This window comes from Paraglaciecola aquimarina, from assembly GCF_032464635.1.
GTDB classification, from domain to species: Bacteria; Pseudomonadota; Gammaproteobacteria; order Enterobacterales; family Alteromonadaceae; genus Paraglaciecola; species Paraglaciecola aquimarina.
On record NZ_JAWDIO010000002.1, the window covers coordinates 2,751,579 to 2,768,550 of the forward strand.

At 42.0% G+C, this 16,972-nt stretch carries 12 protein-coding genes and 6 pseudogenes; 12 read left to right on the forward strand and 6 right to left on the reverse strand.

Annotation, left to right across the window (positions count from 1 at the left end):
• The first annotated feature begins 31 nt into the window (after window positions 1-31).
• Both RS130_RS13655 and RS130_RS13660 read left to right on the forward strand, forming a co-directional pair.
• Complete coding sequence (locus tag RS130_RS13655; protein WP_316026400.1) at window positions 32-550, forward strand: alpha/beta hydrolase; 519 nt, start codon at window positions 32-34, stop codon at window positions 548-550.
• Between the two features lie 59 nt (window positions 551-609).
• Entirely contained in the window at window positions 610-975 is a 366-nt protein-coding gene (locus RS130_RS13660; protein ID WP_316026401.1) for an alpha/beta hydrolase, read from the forward strand.
• An 8-nt stretch (window positions 976-983) separates the two neighbouring features.
• On the opposite strand, the gene RS130_RS13665 is transcribed toward RS130_RS13660, so the two are convergent.
• Window positions 984-1,448: an Lrp/AsnC family transcriptional regulator gene (locus RS130_RS13665; RefSeq protein ID WP_428982780.1), complete on the reverse strand. Its 465-nt coding sequence runs from the start codon at window positions 1,446-1,448 to the stop codon at window positions 984-986.
• A 153-nt stretch (window positions 1,449-1,601) separates the two neighbouring features.
• On the opposite strand from RS130_RS13665, the pseudogene leuA reads away from it, so the two are divergent.
• Window positions 1,602-3,282 (forward strand): annotated as a pseudogene (gene leuA / locus RS130_RS13670) (2-isopropylmalate synthase).
• A 94-nt stretch (window positions 3,283-3,376) separates the two neighbouring features.
• Here leuA and RS130_RS13675 read toward each other — a convergent pair.
• From RS130_RS13675 to xseB, 5 genes are all read right to left on the reverse strand, one after another.
• Window positions 3,377-3,679 (reverse strand): EamA family transporter, encoded by a 303-nt coding sequence (locus RS130_RS13675; protein WP_316028060.1) that lies wholly within the window; start codon window positions 3,677-3,679, stop codon window positions 3,377-3,379.
• Between the two features lie 7 nt (window positions 3,680-3,686).
• Window positions 3,687-4,310 carry a DMT family transporter gene (locus RS130_RS13680; RefSeq protein WP_316026402.1) on the reverse strand — a complete coding sequence of 208 codons (624 nt, stop codon included), beginning with the start codon at window positions 4,308-4,310 and terminating at the stop codon, window positions 3,687-3,689.
• A gap of 286 nt (window positions 4,311-4,596) precedes the next feature.
• Window positions 4,597-6,468 carry a 1-deoxy-D-xylulose-5-phosphate synthase gene (gene dxs, locus RS130_RS13685; protein ID WP_316026403.1) on the reverse strand — a complete coding sequence of 624 codons (1,872 nt, stop codon included), beginning with the start codon at window positions 6,466-6,468 and terminating at the stop codon, window positions 4,597-4,599.
• Window positions 6,469-6,514: 46 nt separating this feature from the next.
• Window positions 6,515-7,399 carry a (2E,6E)-farnesyl diphosphate synthase gene (gene ispA, locus RS130_RS13690; protein WP_316026404.1) on the reverse strand — a complete coding sequence of 295 codons (885 nt, stop codon included), beginning with the start codon at window positions 7,397-7,399 and terminating at the stop codon, window positions 6,515-6,517.
• 5 nt (window positions 7,400-7,404) lie between these two features.
• Window positions 7,405-7,650, reverse strand: a complete 246-nt coding sequence (gene xseB, locus RS130_RS13695) for an exodeoxyribonuclease VII small subunit (protein WP_316026405.1) — start codon at window positions 7,648-7,650, stop codon at window positions 7,405-7,407.
• Window positions 7,651-7,973: 323 nt separating this feature from the next.
• Between xseB and pomA the strand changes: the two genes are divergently transcribed.
• The 9 genes and pseudogenes from pomA (at window position 7,974) to adk (ending at window position 16,972) form a co-directional block, all read left to right on the forward strand.
• Window positions 7,974-8,738 (forward strand): flagellar motor protein PomA, encoded by a 765-nt coding sequence (pomA, locus tag RS130_RS13700; RefSeq protein WP_316026406.1) that lies wholly within the window; start codon window positions 7,974-7,976, stop codon window positions 8,736-8,738.
• A gap of 3 nt (window positions 8,739-8,741) precedes the next feature.
• Window positions 8,742-9,677: pseudogene (locus tag RS130_RS13705) on the forward strand (flagellar motor protein MotB).
• A gap of 145 nt (window positions 9,678-9,822) precedes the next feature.
• Complete coding sequence (locus tag RS130_RS13710; protein WP_316026407.1) at window positions 9,823-9,945, forward strand: hypothetical protein; 123 nt, start codon at window positions 9,823-9,825, stop codon at window positions 9,943-9,945.
• Window positions 9,946-9,992: 47 nt separating this feature from the next.
• Entirely contained in the window at window positions 9,993-10,529 is a 537-nt protein-coding gene (apt, locus tag RS130_RS13715; protein ID WP_316026408.1) for an adenine phosphoribosyltransferase, read from the forward strand.
• Window positions 10,530-10,569: 40 nt separating this feature from the next.
• Window positions 10,570-13,055 (forward strand): annotated as a pseudogene (gene dnaX, locus RS130_RS23835) (DNA polymerase III subunit gamma/tau).
• 57 nt (window positions 13,056-13,112) lie between these two features.
• The gene (locus RS130_RS13730; protein ID WP_316026410.1) at window positions 13,113-13,439 is read left to right on the forward strand and encodes a YbaB/EbfC family nucleoid-associated protein; all 327 of its coding nucleotides are present in this window, start codon (window positions 13,113-13,115) and stop codon (window positions 13,437-13,439) included.
• 8 nt (window positions 13,440-13,447) lie between these two features.
• Window positions 13,448-14,051: pseudogene (recR, locus tag RS130_RS13735) on the forward strand (recombination mediator RecR).
• 145 nt (window positions 14,052-14,196) lie between these two features.
• A pseudogene (htpG, locus tag RS130_RS13740) lies at window positions 14,197-16,138 on the forward strand (molecular chaperone HtpG).
• A 187-nt stretch (window positions 16,139-16,325) separates the two neighbouring features.
• Window positions 16,326-16,972, forward strand: a pseudogene (gene adk, locus RS130_RS13745) (adenylate kinase).

Below are 16,972 nucleotides of genomic sequence, written 5' to 3' on the forward strand. Positions count from 1 at the left end.
TAAATTTTTTAGTCTAACGGGAGAGTATTGAATGTTTTATCGAGTGTATGGCTTTTTAACAATAGTGCTAATGTCGAGTTGTATTTCACAAGTTGAGGTCGATACTAGTTTTACAGAAGTTGAAACAGAGATGAACGTTTATCCCGATAAAATACCCGGTGCCATTGACTCCAAAGATTTAGAATATGTGCGTGATAGTGTTGCCCAAAATACCTTTCTGGTAGATGTGACATTTCCAACCCTTACCGCGTATTTACCTGCTCCGGCATTAGCCAATGGTACAGCTGTAATCATTTGTCCCGGTGGCGGATATAAGGGCGTCTCTATCTTTGCTGAAGGCGAACAAATTGCCAGACGTTTCAATCAAAATGGGGTAGCGGCTTTTGTTTTGAAATATAGGATGCCCTTGAATGAAACAATGCAAGACAAAAGTGTTGGCCCGTTACAAGATATTCAGCAAGCGATCAGTGTTGTACGTAAGAATAGTCGAGACTACAATATTGACCCTAGTAAAGTTGGAGTAATGGGATTTTCGGCGGGGGGCATTTAGCTTCATCGGCAGCGGTGCACTATGACCAACCGGTCAATAACAGCTTAGTTGGTCAAAATTTGCGACCGGACTTTCAAGTGTTAATTTATCCGGTGATTAGTTTTAGCGACAAGATCACTCACCAAGGATCACGGCAACATTTAATTGGTCCTAAGTTAGATCCTCAGTTAGTGACTCACTTTTCAAATGAGTTACACGTTACTGCCAATACCCCTCCAGCATTTATTGCTCATGCGGGCGATGATAAAGCCGTACCTGTAGAAAATGCTTTGGTCTACTATCAAGCATTAAATGATCACAATGTGGCGAGCCAATTGGTGGTGTTGCCTGACGGTGGACATGGCTTTGGCTTACGAAACCCATATAATTGGTTTAACGACTTGATTGAATGGATGGGGAATGCGCAATTGCTCAGTCAAAATTAGCACCAGTTCTAGGTAATCGTAAGCGCGGTTGTATTCACTGGCGATTTCAAAACAAAGGATGAATGCACACCGCTTACTCCTTCTATTGGGGTGAGTTTATTGAGTAGAAATTGTTGAAAATCATCCATGTCTTTAACGATGATTTTAAGTAAATAGTCGGCAGATTGGCCAGTAACCAAGTGGCATTCTAGTACCTCGGAAAACTCAGCAATTTTATTTTCAAAGCTTTTAAAGCGTTCAGGTGTGTGTTTATCCATGCTGATTTGCATAAAACAGATCAGGCTTAAGCCTAATTTTTTAGCATCGAGCAAAGCCACGTAACCAGCAATAATTCCAGACTCCTCTAAGTGTTTAACTCTGCGTAAGCAAGGAGAGGGTGAAAGATTGATTGCCTCGGCTAACTGTTGATTTGAGATCTTACCTTGCTTTTGAATTATCTCTAAAATCATTCTGTCATACTTGTCAATTTTCATAATTACTTATTTTGAGTGGTTTATGCTGCCTAGTTGCTTATCTTAGCAATATAATGCTCATCGGTCTGCTTTCTTTGAATTTTTCGCAACTATATGTCTGACAAACTACGCTAAGCTTATTTCATTATTTAATTTGCCAATTCGGAGCCGAAAATGATCGACCAGCCAGCCACTAAGTACCAACCTTTTAATGGCATTAAGTTAACCAACCGTCAATGGCCCAACAATACTATTGATAAAGCTCCAATATGGATGAGTACCGATTTACGGGACGGCAACCAAGCGTTAATTGATCCTATGTCTATTGAAACTAAGCTACGATTTTTTAAAGCGCTAGTGGCCATAGGGTTTAAGCAAATTGAAGTGGGATTTCCGTCTGCCTCTGAGATTGATTTTAATTTTGTGCGTTTATTAATAGAACAAAATCACATACCACAAGATGTGACCATTGAAGTATTAGTGCAAGCAAGACATGACCTAATTGAAAAAACCGTGGAAAGCTTGCGTGGTGCCAAACAAGCTATTTTGCATATGTACAATCCTTTGGCTCCTGCGTTTCGAGATATCGTATATAAAACTGATAAAGCGGGAGTTAAAAAGATTGCGACTCAAGGTACGCATTGGGTAAAAGAGTTAACGGCGCAAGCGCCTGAGGTTGATTGGACATATCAGTATTCACCAGAAGTGTTTTCGAGTACTGAGTTACGTTTTGCTAAAGAAGTGTGTGATGCCGTAGTAGAAATTTGGCAACCTAGTCGAGAAAAAAGATCATTATAAACCTGCCGGCCACAATAGAAATGAATACCCCTAACACTTATGCCGATCAAATCGAATGGATGCATAAACATTTAAAACAAAGACAGCACATAGTATTGAGTGTACATCCACACAACGACAGGGGAACGGCTGTCGCGGCTGCAGAATTAGCCATCATGGCTGGCGCTGACCGAGTTGAAGGTTGTTTGTTTGGAAATGGTGAGCGCACAGGTAACGTGGATATAGTCACTCTAGCGATGAATATGTACACCAGGGCGTACATCCACAACTAGACTTTTCAAATGTCGACCATGTACGTAAATTGGTGGAAGAATGTAATCAATTACCAGTTCATCCAAGGCATCCTTATGCAGGCGAACTTGTCTTCACCGCTTTTTCTGGCTCTCATCAGGATGCCATTAAGAAGGGGTTAGCGCTACAAGATAAACAAGGTGTATGGCAAGTGCCTTATTTACCAATAGATCCCGCTGATTTGGGGCGAAGTTATGATGCAGTAGTCAGAGTGAATAGTCAGTCAGGTAAAGGTGGCGTTAGTTTTTTGCTAGCCCAGCAAGCTGGGTTAGCGTTGCCTCGTAAGTTACAAATTGAATTTAGCCGCATTGTACAAACCATGAACGACCAAACCGGCAAAGAAGCAACAGGCAAAGCAATAGCTGAGTTGTTTGAACAGCAGTACTTTAAACAAACAGGACCTTTTGAGTTTATCAGTAGCCGCATTTCTACCTTAGTGGGCGGTCAACAATCGGTAGATATTTGCTTCAAACAGTATGGTGTTAAACATAAAATAAAGGGGCAAGGAAACGGGCCAATTGATGCTGCGGTGAATGCTATTCAACAGTTTATCCAAACGCCAATTGAGCTGGTGGATTTTCACGAACACGCCATAGGAAGTGGCTCGGATGTGAGTGCGGTATGTTACCTAGAGTTAAAAAATCGACACAATCAAACAGAGTTTGCCGTGGCGAAAGATAACAACAGTATGACGGCTGCCATTAAAGCGCTATTGAATGGCGTAAACAAACAGTGGTTAGAGCCACAAGCGAAGCAACAAGCTTAGGCTTGTTGCTTCATCATATTATTGCAGTTACAAGATTAACGGAGCTGATAACCTTATTCGCGGTAGCCGTCCATTACAAAGCTGTACCTTGATATCACCGCAGTTCAGGATGTTCTGCAAGTTTTTCTGCTGCTGTAGAGACCATGCGTTGTTGCTTTTTGGTCCTTATATTTTGTTGCTGATATAAGGCTAAACCAACAATTATTGCACTTGCGCCCAATAGTACGTGAATAGTAATCACCTCGTTATTTAACCCATTGCCGAGCAAAATCGCAAAAACTGGAGTCATCATGGTAATTAAAGAAACATTGGCCGTGGTCAGTTTTTGCAATATATAAAAATAACAGACGAACCCAATTAGCGAGCCAAATATCCCCAGATAAACGATTGATATCAGTGAACGACTACTCCATGGTTTCTACAGGTAGTGTGCCGTCCATAATAAACCAAGTCATCAGATATAGTGGTGTGGCAATCAACATCGACCCCACCATAGTTGAAGCAGGGTGGATAGTGATTTGCACGGTTTTAATTAATACAGCACTGTAACTAAAACTGAGTACTCCCACTGAGATCAACAAGATCCCTTTCCATGCATCAGCGGCTAGGTTTAATGTATCCGAAAATACTATGGCTAAACCAACTACCGATATGGCGATTGCTACGAGTTGACTAACACTCATTTTGGGCTCATCCAAAAGCTTATAGGCGATAATACCGGTAACAATTGGCGACATACCAAACGCTAAAGACATCATGCCAGTGGATATGTAAGCCGCGGCTAAATAGGAACTAAACATGCCACCGAATAAGCCTACAGAAGAGTAAGCATAGAGTTTTAACGCCGCAGAATGCAGAGGAAGTTTAATTCGCCAGACTAGCAATATGACAGCGCCTAATACGAGTGCAATTACCATTCTAAGAAACCCGGCCATACTCGGATGGACAGATTCGCTACTCAGTGCTAATCCTAAAGGTGTCGTTGACCAAACCATGATAACAGTTAGGTAGGCAATGGCGACTTTCATTTTTATTCTCCCTTTTTGTTTCGTTAAAAATTGCACAATTTAAGCCAAATACCTGAAAAGGCGATTTAGTTGCGTTTTTATCAATTGTTGTGAGGAGGGGAGACAAAATGACAAAAGCCGCAGACTAAATGCTGCGGCTTTTGAGGTATATGTGTTTCTACATCAAAGCGCAGCACGAATGAGCCAGCGGACAAAGACCGCTAGACAATTCATGGGCTTAAGAATGTGATGTAGATTAAATAACGTCATGTTAAACATTTATCTTTAGGTTAAGAGTGTTGACTAATCAAATTGCTACTCTAGCAAAGCTGTTAATTTTGGCAAGTATTCCCGCTGCGTCTAAACCTAACTCAGCATACATTTCTTGTTGTGTACCTTGCATAATAAACTCGTCGGGTAAACCGAGCTGGATCAGTTTGCAGGTATGTGTAGACGATACTAAATATTCTGCGACTGCGCTGCCTGCTCCGCCCATTATTGCTCCATCTTCGATGCTGACAAATAATTCATGTTCACCGGCAAGTTTATCTATGATCTCAGTGTCGAGAGGCTTTACAAACCGCATATCGATAACGGTTGCATCGATTTGTTCTGCCGCTTGTAGTGCATAAGGCAAAAGGACGCCAAAGTTAAGGATGGCGACTTTTTTACCTTGTCGAATACTACGGCTCTTGCCCAATTCAAGGGTTGACATTTCAGCCTCTGGATTAACACCTGTGGCTGAGCCTCTGGGATACCTAACGGCGGCAGGTTTGTTCAAAAGGTGGCCAGTGTACAACATTTGACGACATTCATTTTCGTCGGCAGGTGCCATGATCACCATGTTGGGGATACATCGTAAAAATGGTATGTCGAATGCACCTTGGTGTGTTGGCCCATCTGCACCAACTAATCCTGCGCGGTCTATGGCAAACAGTACTGGTAATTCTTGTATTGCGACGTCGTGTATTAGCTGGTCATAGGCGCGTTGCAAAAAGGTAGAATAAATTGCCACTACAGTGTGTAAGCCTTCTTTGGCTAACCCCGCTGCGAAGGTAACAGCATGTTGTTCGGCGATGGCAACATCAAAATACTGCTCTGGAAACTTTTGTGAAAACTTCACCATGCCTGAACCTTCTCGCATGGCTGGGGTAACCGCCATTAATTTCGGATCTCGTGCTGCCATGTCACATAGCCAATCTCCAAATATTGCAGAAAAACTAGGATCACTAGGCGGCGCTTTTGGTAAGCCTTGTTCCTTAGGATCAAATTTAGGTACTGCATGAAACTTAATGGGATCTTGCTCAGCTAATTCGTAACCTTTGCCTTTCTTGGTCACAACATGCAGAATTTGTGGGCCTTTGATGTTGCGCATATTACGCAAGGTTTCTACAACGCCATTTACATCATGCCCATCTATCGGGCCAATATATTTAAAGCCTAATTCTTCAAAAATGGTACCGGGTACAACCATGCCTTTGATGTGTTCTTCTGCACGACTAGCAAACTCTTTAATGGGCGGCACTGTGCTGAGTAATTTCTTACCGCCGTCGCGAATAGAATTAAAAAAGTTTCCAGTGAGCAGCCGTGCTAAGTGGCTATTTAATGCCCCAACGTTTTCAGAAATAGACATTTCATTGTCATTCAGAATGACCAGCATATCTTTACTGATATCGCCACCATGATTGAGGGCTTCAAAAGCCATGCCTGCTGTCATGGCACCATCGCCAATGACGGCAACCACTTTGCGACCTAGCGCTTCTTTTTCGGCGGCAACGGCCATGCCTAGTGCTGCGCTAATTGATGTAGACGAATGGCCGACTGCAAAGGTGTCATATTCACTTTCTTTGGGCCATGGAAATGGGTGCAAGCCACCTTTTTTACGGATACTTTGCATTCTCTCACGTCGACCGGTCAAAATTTTGTGAGGGTAAGCTTGATGACCTACATCCCATATTAAGCGGTCAAAGGGAGTGTTATAAACATAGTGAAGGGCGACAGTCAGTTCGACGGTTCCCAGACCTGACGCAAAGTGCCCACTACTTTGGCTAACACTCGTCAATAAATATTGGCGAAGCTCGGTGGCCAATTGCTGTAATTTTTCTTTGGGTAATTCTTTTAGTTTATCTGGTGTATCAGCTAAAGCTAAAGTCGGGTAGTGGGCTATATCTAAGGTCATTAAATGTGTTTCAACTCATTAACAGTGTTTTATTCGAGTACTTAACTTAGTAAGTACGATGAATAACGAAGTCGGTAAACGACACCAACAGCTGGGTATTGTAAGGCAAAGCGCGCAAAGCTTGTAGTGCTTGTTGATGTAGTTGGTCAAGATAAGTCTGCGCTTGTTCTAATCCTAACATAGCGGGGTACGTACTTTTATTTTGAGCTTGGTCTGAACCTTGCGGTTTTCCTAATGTGCGGGAGTCTCCGGTTACATCTAAAATGTCGTCTTGTACCTGAAATGCTAAACCAATGGTTTGAGCGTAATTAAGCAGGTGCTGCTTGCTTTTTGGGCTGACGTCTTCGGCTAGGCTAATTGCCATTTCGACACAGGCTATTAATAATGCACCCGTTTTTTTATTGTGCAGCGATTCCAATTGAGACTGCCCAATCGTTTTATCTGTTGCGGCCAAGTCCATTGCTTGTCCACCACACATGCCATTGTAGCCTGCAGCTTGACTAAGTATGCGCATCAGCTCAATTCGTTTATGGTCTTGGCTAAGGGGATAGTGACACAAAATATCGAAAGCCAAAGATTGCAGGGCATCTCCGGCTAAAATCGCCGTAGCTTCGTCAAATTTAATATGGCAGGTAGGGTGTCCTCTACGTAATTCATCATCGTCCATGGCGGGTAAATCGTCATGAACTAAGGAATACGCATGAATGGCTTCAATGGCATTCGCCGGTCCGTCTAAGTCTGCGGATGCGACGCCTAACATGTTGCCTGTTGCATGGACTAAAAATGGTCGCATTCTTTTACCGCCAATTAGCAATGCGTAATGCATCGCTTGTTTTAATTTATCGGCGTGATTAGGCAGTGACTCAATTGCCTTGCTTAGGCCTGAATCCACTCTTTGTTTTGTGGTTATTTGAAAAGTATCTAAGTTCATTAATTTTATGCGTTATTGCTGTCAAACGTATCCATGGTTTGATGGCCATTTTGTTCGGTTAAAATTTGCACTTTTTGCTCTGCATCTTTCAATTGTTTTTGGCTATGTCTGGCTAACGTTATCCCACGTTCAAAGCTTTTCAATGCCTCTTCTAACGGTAATTCACCATGTTCCATATTATTAACTAACGCTTCCAATTCTTGCATTGATTGTTCGAAAGTGAGTGATTCGGCTTTTTTACGACTGGTCATAATTGTGCTACCTAGTAACAGGCTTTTGTTCAATAGGCTGGCACCTTACCTGAGCGTCAAAATAGGGTCAAATAATAAATGTATTGTAATTGAGTCAGATGAGGCTATAGAAATATTTGTTAAAGTCGATAATATGATGAAGAAGAGTGTTAAATAGATTTTTTACCTTTGTGTTAGGCACATATACATATTTTATAAAATGCGTTTATAAATAGCCTTTAAATATGGCTATTAAAATATTGTGTACATATATCATTCACCTAAGTAAAAATCGTTTAAGTAAATTTTGTCAATTGTGGTTTGGTTAGGATTGGGAGCACCGTGTGGATTTAGCAAGTATTATTGGTATTCTGGGAGCGATTGGCTTTGTTGTGATGGCCATGATTCAGGGTGGCGATATTGGTATGTTTATCAATGTACCCTCAATACTAATTGTGTTTTGCGGCAGTTTGTTTGTGGTGTTGTCTCAATTTACCTTAGGTCAATTTTTAGGTGCGGGTAAAATCGCAGGCAAAGCCTTCATGTTTAAAATTGATTCACCAGATGCGCTAATTGAAAAAATTGTAGAGATGGCAGACGCCGCTCGCAAAGGGGGGTTTTTAGCCTTAGAAGAAGCAGAAATCGATAATCCTTTTATGCAAAAAGGGGTGGATATGCTGGTGGATGGGCATGATGTCGACGTGGTTAAAGCGACATTAAGTAAAGACATTTCCATGACCACCGAGCGCCATGAGTTTGGCGCCTCCATATTTAAAAATTTAGGGGATGTGGGTCCAGCAATGGGGATGATAGGTACTTTGGTCGGCTTGGTGGCGATGCTATCCAACATGGATGACCCCAAGTCCATTGGACCTGCAATGGCTGTGGCTTTGTTAACGACCTTGTATGGGGCCATGCTAGCCAACTTACTGTGTATTCCAATAGCAATAAAGCTAGGTAATCGTTGCGAAGAAGAAAAGCTTAATCAGAATTTAGTGTTAGATGGCATTGTGGGTATTGCTGATGGGCAAAATCCACGTGTTATTGAAGGGATTTTGAAAAATTATTTGGCGGCCAGCAAACGTGGCTCAGATGAAGAAGCGGAATAATCTATGTCTGACGAATGCCCCAAATGTCCCCCCGAAGGCTTACCTGCTTGGATGGGAACCTTTGCCGATTTAATGTCTCTGTTGATGTGCTTTTTTGTACTCTTGCTGTCTTTTTCAGAAATGGATGTACTTAAATTTAAGCAAATTGCAGGTTCGATGAAGTTTGCCTTTGGCGTGCAAAATAAAATTGAAGTGAAAGATATTCCTAAGGGGACCAGTGTTATTGCAATGGAGTTTCGTCCATGGCCGTCCTGAACCTACGCCTATTGAAACCATTCAACAACAAACCACTGAGATGACGCAGGAAATGCTTGAATTTCAAGCTGGCAATGAAGACTCGGCTGGCGGTCGTCAAAAACAAAGGGGCGAACAGCGTGGAGGGGCAGCTCAACAGACTGCCACCGACCAAACAACCAGCAGTGATAATGTTAATTCTGCAAAAAGCGCTAGTCAGCAACAAATATCAGAGCAAACTAAGAAGGTCGCTGAACAACTAGAAAAGCAAATTGTTGATGGTGCCATAGAAGTGGAATCATTGGGGCAACAAATCATTATTCGGATCCGAGAAAATGGCTCTTTTTCTGCGGGGTCTGCTTTTTGCAACCGCAATTTATTCCTATATTACGTCAAATTGGTGCGTTATTAGCAGATATGCCAGGGGATATCGAAGTGTCAGGTCATAGTGATAGTCAGCAAATATCGAATGAATTATATCGTTCAAATTGGGACTTATCTTCACAGCGAGCGGTTGCTGTTGCTGAGGAGTTAAGAAGAGTTGAAGGCTTCGATGAAAGCAGAATGTCAGTAGTCGGCAAAGCGGATACCGCTCCAGTCGACGAAGGCACCAGTGCACAAAATCGTAGCCGTAATAGACGTGTTGAAATATCTATTACCCAAGGAAAGCCAAAAATATCAGAGCCAATTTCGGTACTGGAATAATCTTCTATGCTGACTTAAATGAAATATTCAGTTGCTTGAATTTGAGTTTTAGCACTATCAATTTAGTCAGCTTTGGATTACCATCTGCGCCTTAAATTTAGTTGTTTATGTTGGGGGCGATGCCTCACAATTTTGGAGAATATTGATGCAAGAAGATGAAAATTATCAAGACCCATTTAACTGGTACTATTTTTTTGCAGCCGTTGCTGTTTTAGTTGCGCTACCATTGATGCACCCAATTATTGGTTGGTTTGTTTACTACCTTTAAACCACTGCTTAAACATTCCACTTAGCCTTTAATTTACGGGGAAGTACGTGCCCGCAGCATATATTAAATCAGTCATTAGAACTGTTCCTGATTACCCAAAAGCTGGCATCATGTTTCGTGATGTCACCTCTGTTTTAGAAGATCATAAAGCTTATTCATCAACCATCGCCGAATTGGTAAAGCACTATGCACCGATGGGATTTGACAAAATTGCTGGTACTGAAGCAAGAGGATTCTTGTTTGGTGCTCCTTTGGCTATTGAACTGGGGATTGGTTTTATTCCTGTTCGTAAGCCCAAGAAGTTACCAAGAGAAGTGATCAGTGAGAGTTACGAATTAGAATACGGTACCGATTGCTTGGAAATTCATATGGATGCAGTGAAACCCGGTGAAAAAGTTCTGATGCTTGACGACTTATTGGCAACAGGTGGCACTATGATTGCCACGGCCAATTTGATTCGGCGTTTAGGCGGAATTGTTGAGCATGCAGGTTTTGTTATCTCTTTGCCTGATTTGGGTGGTGAACAAAAGCTGCTCGATATTGGTGTCACCAGTTATTCTATTTGTGAATTTGCAGGCGAGTAGTTGACGCCATGGGTAAAATTAAAGTGAGTACTGGGCGATTATGAGTTATCAAGTCTTGGCACGAAAATGGCGGCCGAATCGATTTGCCGAGTTGGTTGGCCAAGAACATGTTGTGACTGCTATTTCTAATGCGCTTGATAACAATCGATTACACCACGCTTATTTATTTACCGGTACACGTGGTGTGGGTAAAACCACCATTGCTCGGATCTTTTCAAAAAGCTTGAACTGTGAGCAAGGCTTAAGTGCCACACCTTGTGGTAAATGTAGTACTTGCCTAGAAATAGAAAATGGCAATTTCATTGATTTGTTAGAAATCGATGCCGCATCTCGAACAAAAGTTGAAGACACGCGTGAATTACTCGATAACGTGCAATATAAACCAAGTCGGGGTCGATATAAGGTTTATTTAATTGATGAAGTGCACATGTTGTCAAAGCATAGTTTTAATGCACTATTGAAAACGCTTGAAGAACCGCCTCCGCACGTAAAATTCTTATTGGCGACAACAGATCCACAAAAACTGCCGGTCACTATTTTATCTCGCTGTTTGCAATTTAATTTAAAAGGCTTTGTCTCGTGCACAGATAGCCCAACAATTAGAATTTGTGCTTGGTGAAGAGTCGATTCAGTGCGAGAAAGAAGCATTAAACCAACTAGCCCGTGCAGCTCAAGGCAGTATGCGTGATGCTTTAAGTTTAACCGACCAAGCGATAGCCCAAGGTAATGGAGTGGTTGGACTGAAAATTGTCACCGACATGCTAGGCTTGATGGATAAAAACCAAGGTACTTAAACTTGTCTATGAGGTCGCGAAGAAAGATAGTTCGGCGGTCATGGCACAAGTTGAAATCATGGCTAGACAGGCTCCAGATTTTTCGCAAATTTTAGCCGAAATGATGAGTTTGTTGCACCAAGTGGCGTTAACACAGTTTGTACCTGATGCCTGTAAATTAGAAACTATTTCTGCTCGAGCAATTTACCAGTTGGCGCAAAGCGTTCCTGTAGAACAAATTCAATTGCTGTATCAAATTGCTTTAACGGGTAAAAAAGATTTACCCCATGCGGCCGATCCTCGAGTCGGTTTAGAAATGACACTGTTGCGAATGCTGGCATTTTGCCCGGACAACGTACAACTGGATTCTATAGAAATCAACGAGAAGGCGCCTGAAACGAAAGGCATGCTGCTGGCTCTCAATTCGAAACCTCTAAACCGCGTGAAAGTCAGCCTGAGGCAAGCGATTCTCAACAATCGGCACCAGCGCAGAGCATTGATAGACCGAGTGTTGAAGTCAAATCCGAGCATACTCGCGCTGTGTTAGCTGAAACTAAACCTGAACTAGAGCCAAAATCAGCACCAGAGTCAATACCACATCAAGGGCCTGACTAAGGTAGAAATACCGCAACAAGCCGCTGAATCTGAGCAAGCGACAGAGCAAGAGTCTGATTTATTTCAGCAGCAAGATGCGATTCTTGAGCAAGCACGGGATATGGGACATCACACAACAGATTACAATGAGTTGCAGCCTGTGACGTTGGAAGAGTCGTATTCTGCGAATGATGACGCAATTCAACAAAGAAAAACGGAACAAGGTCCTAGTGCGCCAGTCGCCAGCAGTACACAGGATTTAATTGCCTTACGAAATAGACTAAAACAAAGCCAATCTGCACAGGAGGACAGTGCAGAGCAAGTAAAAAAGTCTGAGCCTACTGAGTTACCCAACTTAGCCTCGATCCGAGAGAAAGGCGCACTGCAATCTGACGCACAACGTCCTAATGTAAACGATTTGCCTGAGGAAAATGCTGAGTCAACCGAAGCGGCTATTAAGGTTGAGTCAGGTAAATCGACTGAAGTCGTTTCTTCAGCAGGCATGGAGCAAAAACCAACGAATAAAATTAATCCGCTGGGAACAAGCCAAACAAGTCCTGAACCAGCCCCTGTTGTATCAACCGACAATACCCATAACGAGCATATTCCCCCTTGGGCGTTAGAAGCGGTCGAAAGCAGCAAGCTAGAGTCTGAGGAGGCTACAGAACAAGAGAGTGATCCGGATGTTTTTGATCCTAATGCACATTTAGATATTGATAATGTAGGGGCGGTAACAATGGATGTCCCTGCATTTTTAGACAACAAACAAAAAGTGACACGATCCACGCAACTCGACGAATGGAGTCGTTTGATTGACGAAATGCAGGTCAATGCGCTTACCAAACAATTGGCTTTGCATTCATCATTTGAACGTAACGGTGATACCGTGACTTTGACCTTATTAGCAGGCAAGGAACATTTGCATTCACCGTCTGCGCAATCTGTACTGCAACAAGCATTATCTAGTGCATTTAATTCGAATATTCAGCTTGAAATTATTATGGGACAACCCATTAATACTCCTTATGCGGTACAAATTAAAATTAATCAAGTGCGTCAAGAGTACGCTTATCAAGTGATAAAAAACGATCCCGGTATCGCATTGTTAAAAGACAGGTTTGCAGCAAATGTGAATGAAGACAGTGTGCAAGCAAGATAGATTATTTAGGTGAGTTAAATTAACTTGCTAATTTTTATAGATAAAGAGAGAAATAATATGTTTAAAGGCGGAATGGGCAACATGATGAAGCAGGCGCAACAAATGCAAGAGCGCATGCAAAAGAGCCAAGAAGAATTGACTAAAATTGAAGTAACAGGTGAGTCTGGCGCAGGGTTAGTTAAAATTACTATGACCTGCAACCATGCTGTACGCAGGGTTGAAATTGATGACAGTTTAATGGACGACGATAAAGACATGATTGAAGATCTTGTTGCTGCGGCAATTAACGATGCCAACAGACGTATTCAAGAAACTACCCAAGAAAAAATGGCCAGTGTAACGGGCGGAATGCAAATGCCACCAGGCATGAAGATGCCTTTCTAAGGTTATTTATGCAGTTTAGCCCCTTAATAAAAGAGTTGATCGACGCCTTTAAAGTGTTACCAGAGTGTGGGTCCTAAAAGTGCTCAGCGTATGGCGTTTCATTTATTAGAACGCAATCGTACAGGGGCGTTGCAGTTAAGCCATGTTTTGCATAATGCAATGGAGCACGTTAAACATTGTGATCAATGTCGAACGTTTTGTGAAAACAAGCTATGTGAAATTTGCGCCAACCCAAAGCGCCAAGAAAGCCCTATTCTATGCGTCGTTGAGTCACCACAAGATGTTTTAGCCATAGAGCAAACTGCAGAATTTAAAGGCCGATATTTTGTGTTAATGGGTCATTTATCGCCTATTGACGGCATTGGTCCAGCAGATATTGGTTTAGAGCAGCTATCAGACATATTTGAAAAGAATAATATTGAAGAAGTCATTTTAGCTACTAATCCTACTGTGGAAGGTGAAGCAACGGCTCATTACATTGCGCAAATGTGTAAGGCGTCAGATATAAAAGCCAGCCGTATTGCACACGGGGTCCCAGTGGGAGGCGAATTGGAGTTTATTGATGGCAATACTCTCACTCATGCTTTTGTTGGCCGACGTAGCTTCGATTAATCGACAGGTTATCGGCCTAAAACTTATCCTTTCAGTGTTTCTACAGATTTTTTAGTTAAACGCATTATTCTCCTTGAAAAGCCATCATACGACCTTATTACTAACTCCATCGTTTTAGTAACCACAATTTAGGAGATACTTGGTTATGGCTGAAGCAGCTCAACAAGAAACTCATGGCTTTCAAACTGAAGTAAAACAATTACTGCAGTTGATGATCCATTCACTTTACTCAAATAAAGAAATATTCCTTCGTGAACTTGTCTCAAATGCGGCTGATGCTGCAGATAAGTTACGATTTAGAGCGTTGTCAAACGACAGCTTGTATGAAGGTGACGGCGATTTGCACGTCAAACTTAGCATAGACAAAGAAGCTGGCACTATTACTATTGCTGATAACGGCATTGGTATGAACAAAGCAGACGTGATTGAACATTTGGGCACAATTGCTAAATCTGGTACCAAAGAATTTTTCGGTAAGTTGTCAGGCGATGAAGCTAAGGATTCACAACTAATTGGTCAATTTGGTGTAGGTTTCTATTCAGCCTTCATCGTGGCGGATAACGTGACAGTACGTACCCGTGCTGCCGGCGATGACAAGGCCAATGGCGTACAGTGGCAGTCAGCTGGTGAAGGTGAATTTACCATTACTGATATCGAAAAAGCGGATCGTGGTACTGAAATCACTTTACATTTGAAAGAAGAAGAAAAAGAATTTTTAGATGATTGGAAATTACGTTCGATTGTGAGTAAATATTCAGATCACATCAGTATTCCGGTCAAAATGTTCAAGGAAGAAGAGCCTGAGCGAGAAGGCCCTAAAGGTCCTGATGGGGAAGAGGGAGAAAAAATTCCTGCGGTTCCAGCGCACTGGGAAGCGGTTAACAAAGCAACAGCACTTTGGACACGGGATAAGTCTGATGTAAGTGATGAAGAATATACTGAGTTTTACAAGCATATTTCTCATGACTTCAGTGACCCTATGGTTTGGTCACACAATAAAGTTGAAGGTAAAACCGAATATACTAGCTTGTTATATATCCCAAGCAAAGCGCCATTCGACATGTGGAACCGTGAGCAAAAGCATGGTCTTAAATTATACGTACAACGTGTATTTATCATGGACGACGCTGAGCAAATGTTGCCTAGTTACTTACGTTTCGTAAAAGGTTTATTAGATTCAAACGACTTGCCTTTGAATGTGTCTCGTGAAATTTTACAAGACAACAAAATAACCCAAGCAATGCGTCAAGGTTGCACTAAACGTGTCCTGCAAATGCTTGAAAAAACCGCTAAAAATGACGCTGAAAAGTATCAAGCATTTTGGTCTGAATTCGGTAATGCTTTAAAAGAGGGCCCAGCTGAAGATTTTGCTAATAAAGAGAAAATAGCTGGATTGATGCGTTTTGCGTCAACTCACAACGACTCTGAAGCGCAGACCGTTTCTCTTGCTGACTACGTTAGCCGTATGCAGGAAAAACAAGAGAAGATTTATTACATTACAGCTGACAGCTATCAAGCGGCTAAATCTAGCCCACACCTTGAGATATTCCGTAAGAGAAGGTATCGAAGTGTTGTTGATGTCTGACCGCGTTGATGAGTGGTTAATGTCTCATTTAACCGAGTTCGACGAGAAATCTTTCCAATCTATCACTCACGGCGCTTTGGATATGGGTGACTTAGACGACGAAGAAAGTAAAAAGGCCCAAGAAGAAGCTGAAAAAGAAGTCGCCGGCTTAGTTGAGCGTGTGAAAACAGCCTTAGGTAGCAAAGTTAAAGACGTGAAATTCACTCACAGATTAACTGACTCCCCAGCTTGTATTGTGGCTGACGAACAAGGCATGACAACGCAGATGGCTAAGTTAATGCAGGCTGCAGGTCAACCTGTACCTGAAACTCAATATCACTTCGAGCTAAACCCTGAACATCAACTCGTTAAATTACTTGCTGATGTACAAGACGAAGAGCAGTTCGCTCAATGGACAGAAGTGTTGTTTGATCAAGCAGCGTTATCGGAGCAAGGCAGTTTAAAAGACCCTGCAAGTTTTGTGCAGAATTTGAACAAGCTACTAATGAACTTGGCTAAATAGAGCATAAAACCTTCATGTTGAAGTATTAAAAACGGGCTTAAATGCCCGTTTTTGTTTAAGTGAGCTAAAATAAGCACTTATTACCTATTTTACTGGTAAACTTAGGTGTAATAATCTTGTAACCTTAAAGTCGAATGTGTAAAGTTGCCGCATTACTTTTTTATTTTAATTTTTCAGAGGACTCAGCATGCGTATTATCCTTTTAGGAGACTCTATGGTGCGGGGAAGGGTACCCAAGCCCAATTTTTAATGGGGAAATATGGTATTCCACAAATTTCTACCGGAGATATGCTAAGAGCTGCAATAAAAGCAGGTACGGATTTAGGTATAGCCGCTAAGCGAGTGATGGATGAAGGTAAGCTTGTATCAGATGAGCTTATTATTGGTTTAGTAAAAGAACGTGTTGCGCAAGCAGGTTGCGCTAACGGATTTTTGTTAGATGGATTTCCTCGTACGATCCCTCAAGCCGATGCGATGAAAGAAGCAGACATTACCGTTGATCATGTTGTCGAAATTGATGTGGCTGATGAAATTATAGTTGAACGAATGAGTGGCCGTCGTGTGCATTCAGGTTCGGGGCGTGTTTATCATTTACAATACAACCCACCAAAAGTGGAAGGTAAAGATGATGTCACTGGCGAAGCGTTATCGATTCGTCCAGACGATCAAGAAGAAACGGTACGTAAACGTTTAGGTATTTACCACGAACAGACTAAACCGCTTGTTGATTATTATAACGCTGCTGCTAATGCTGGTGATTGTGCTTATCATAAATTGGATGGTACGCAACCAGTAGAAAGTGTCAGTGCTAAATTGGCTAAGCTGTTAGGTTAA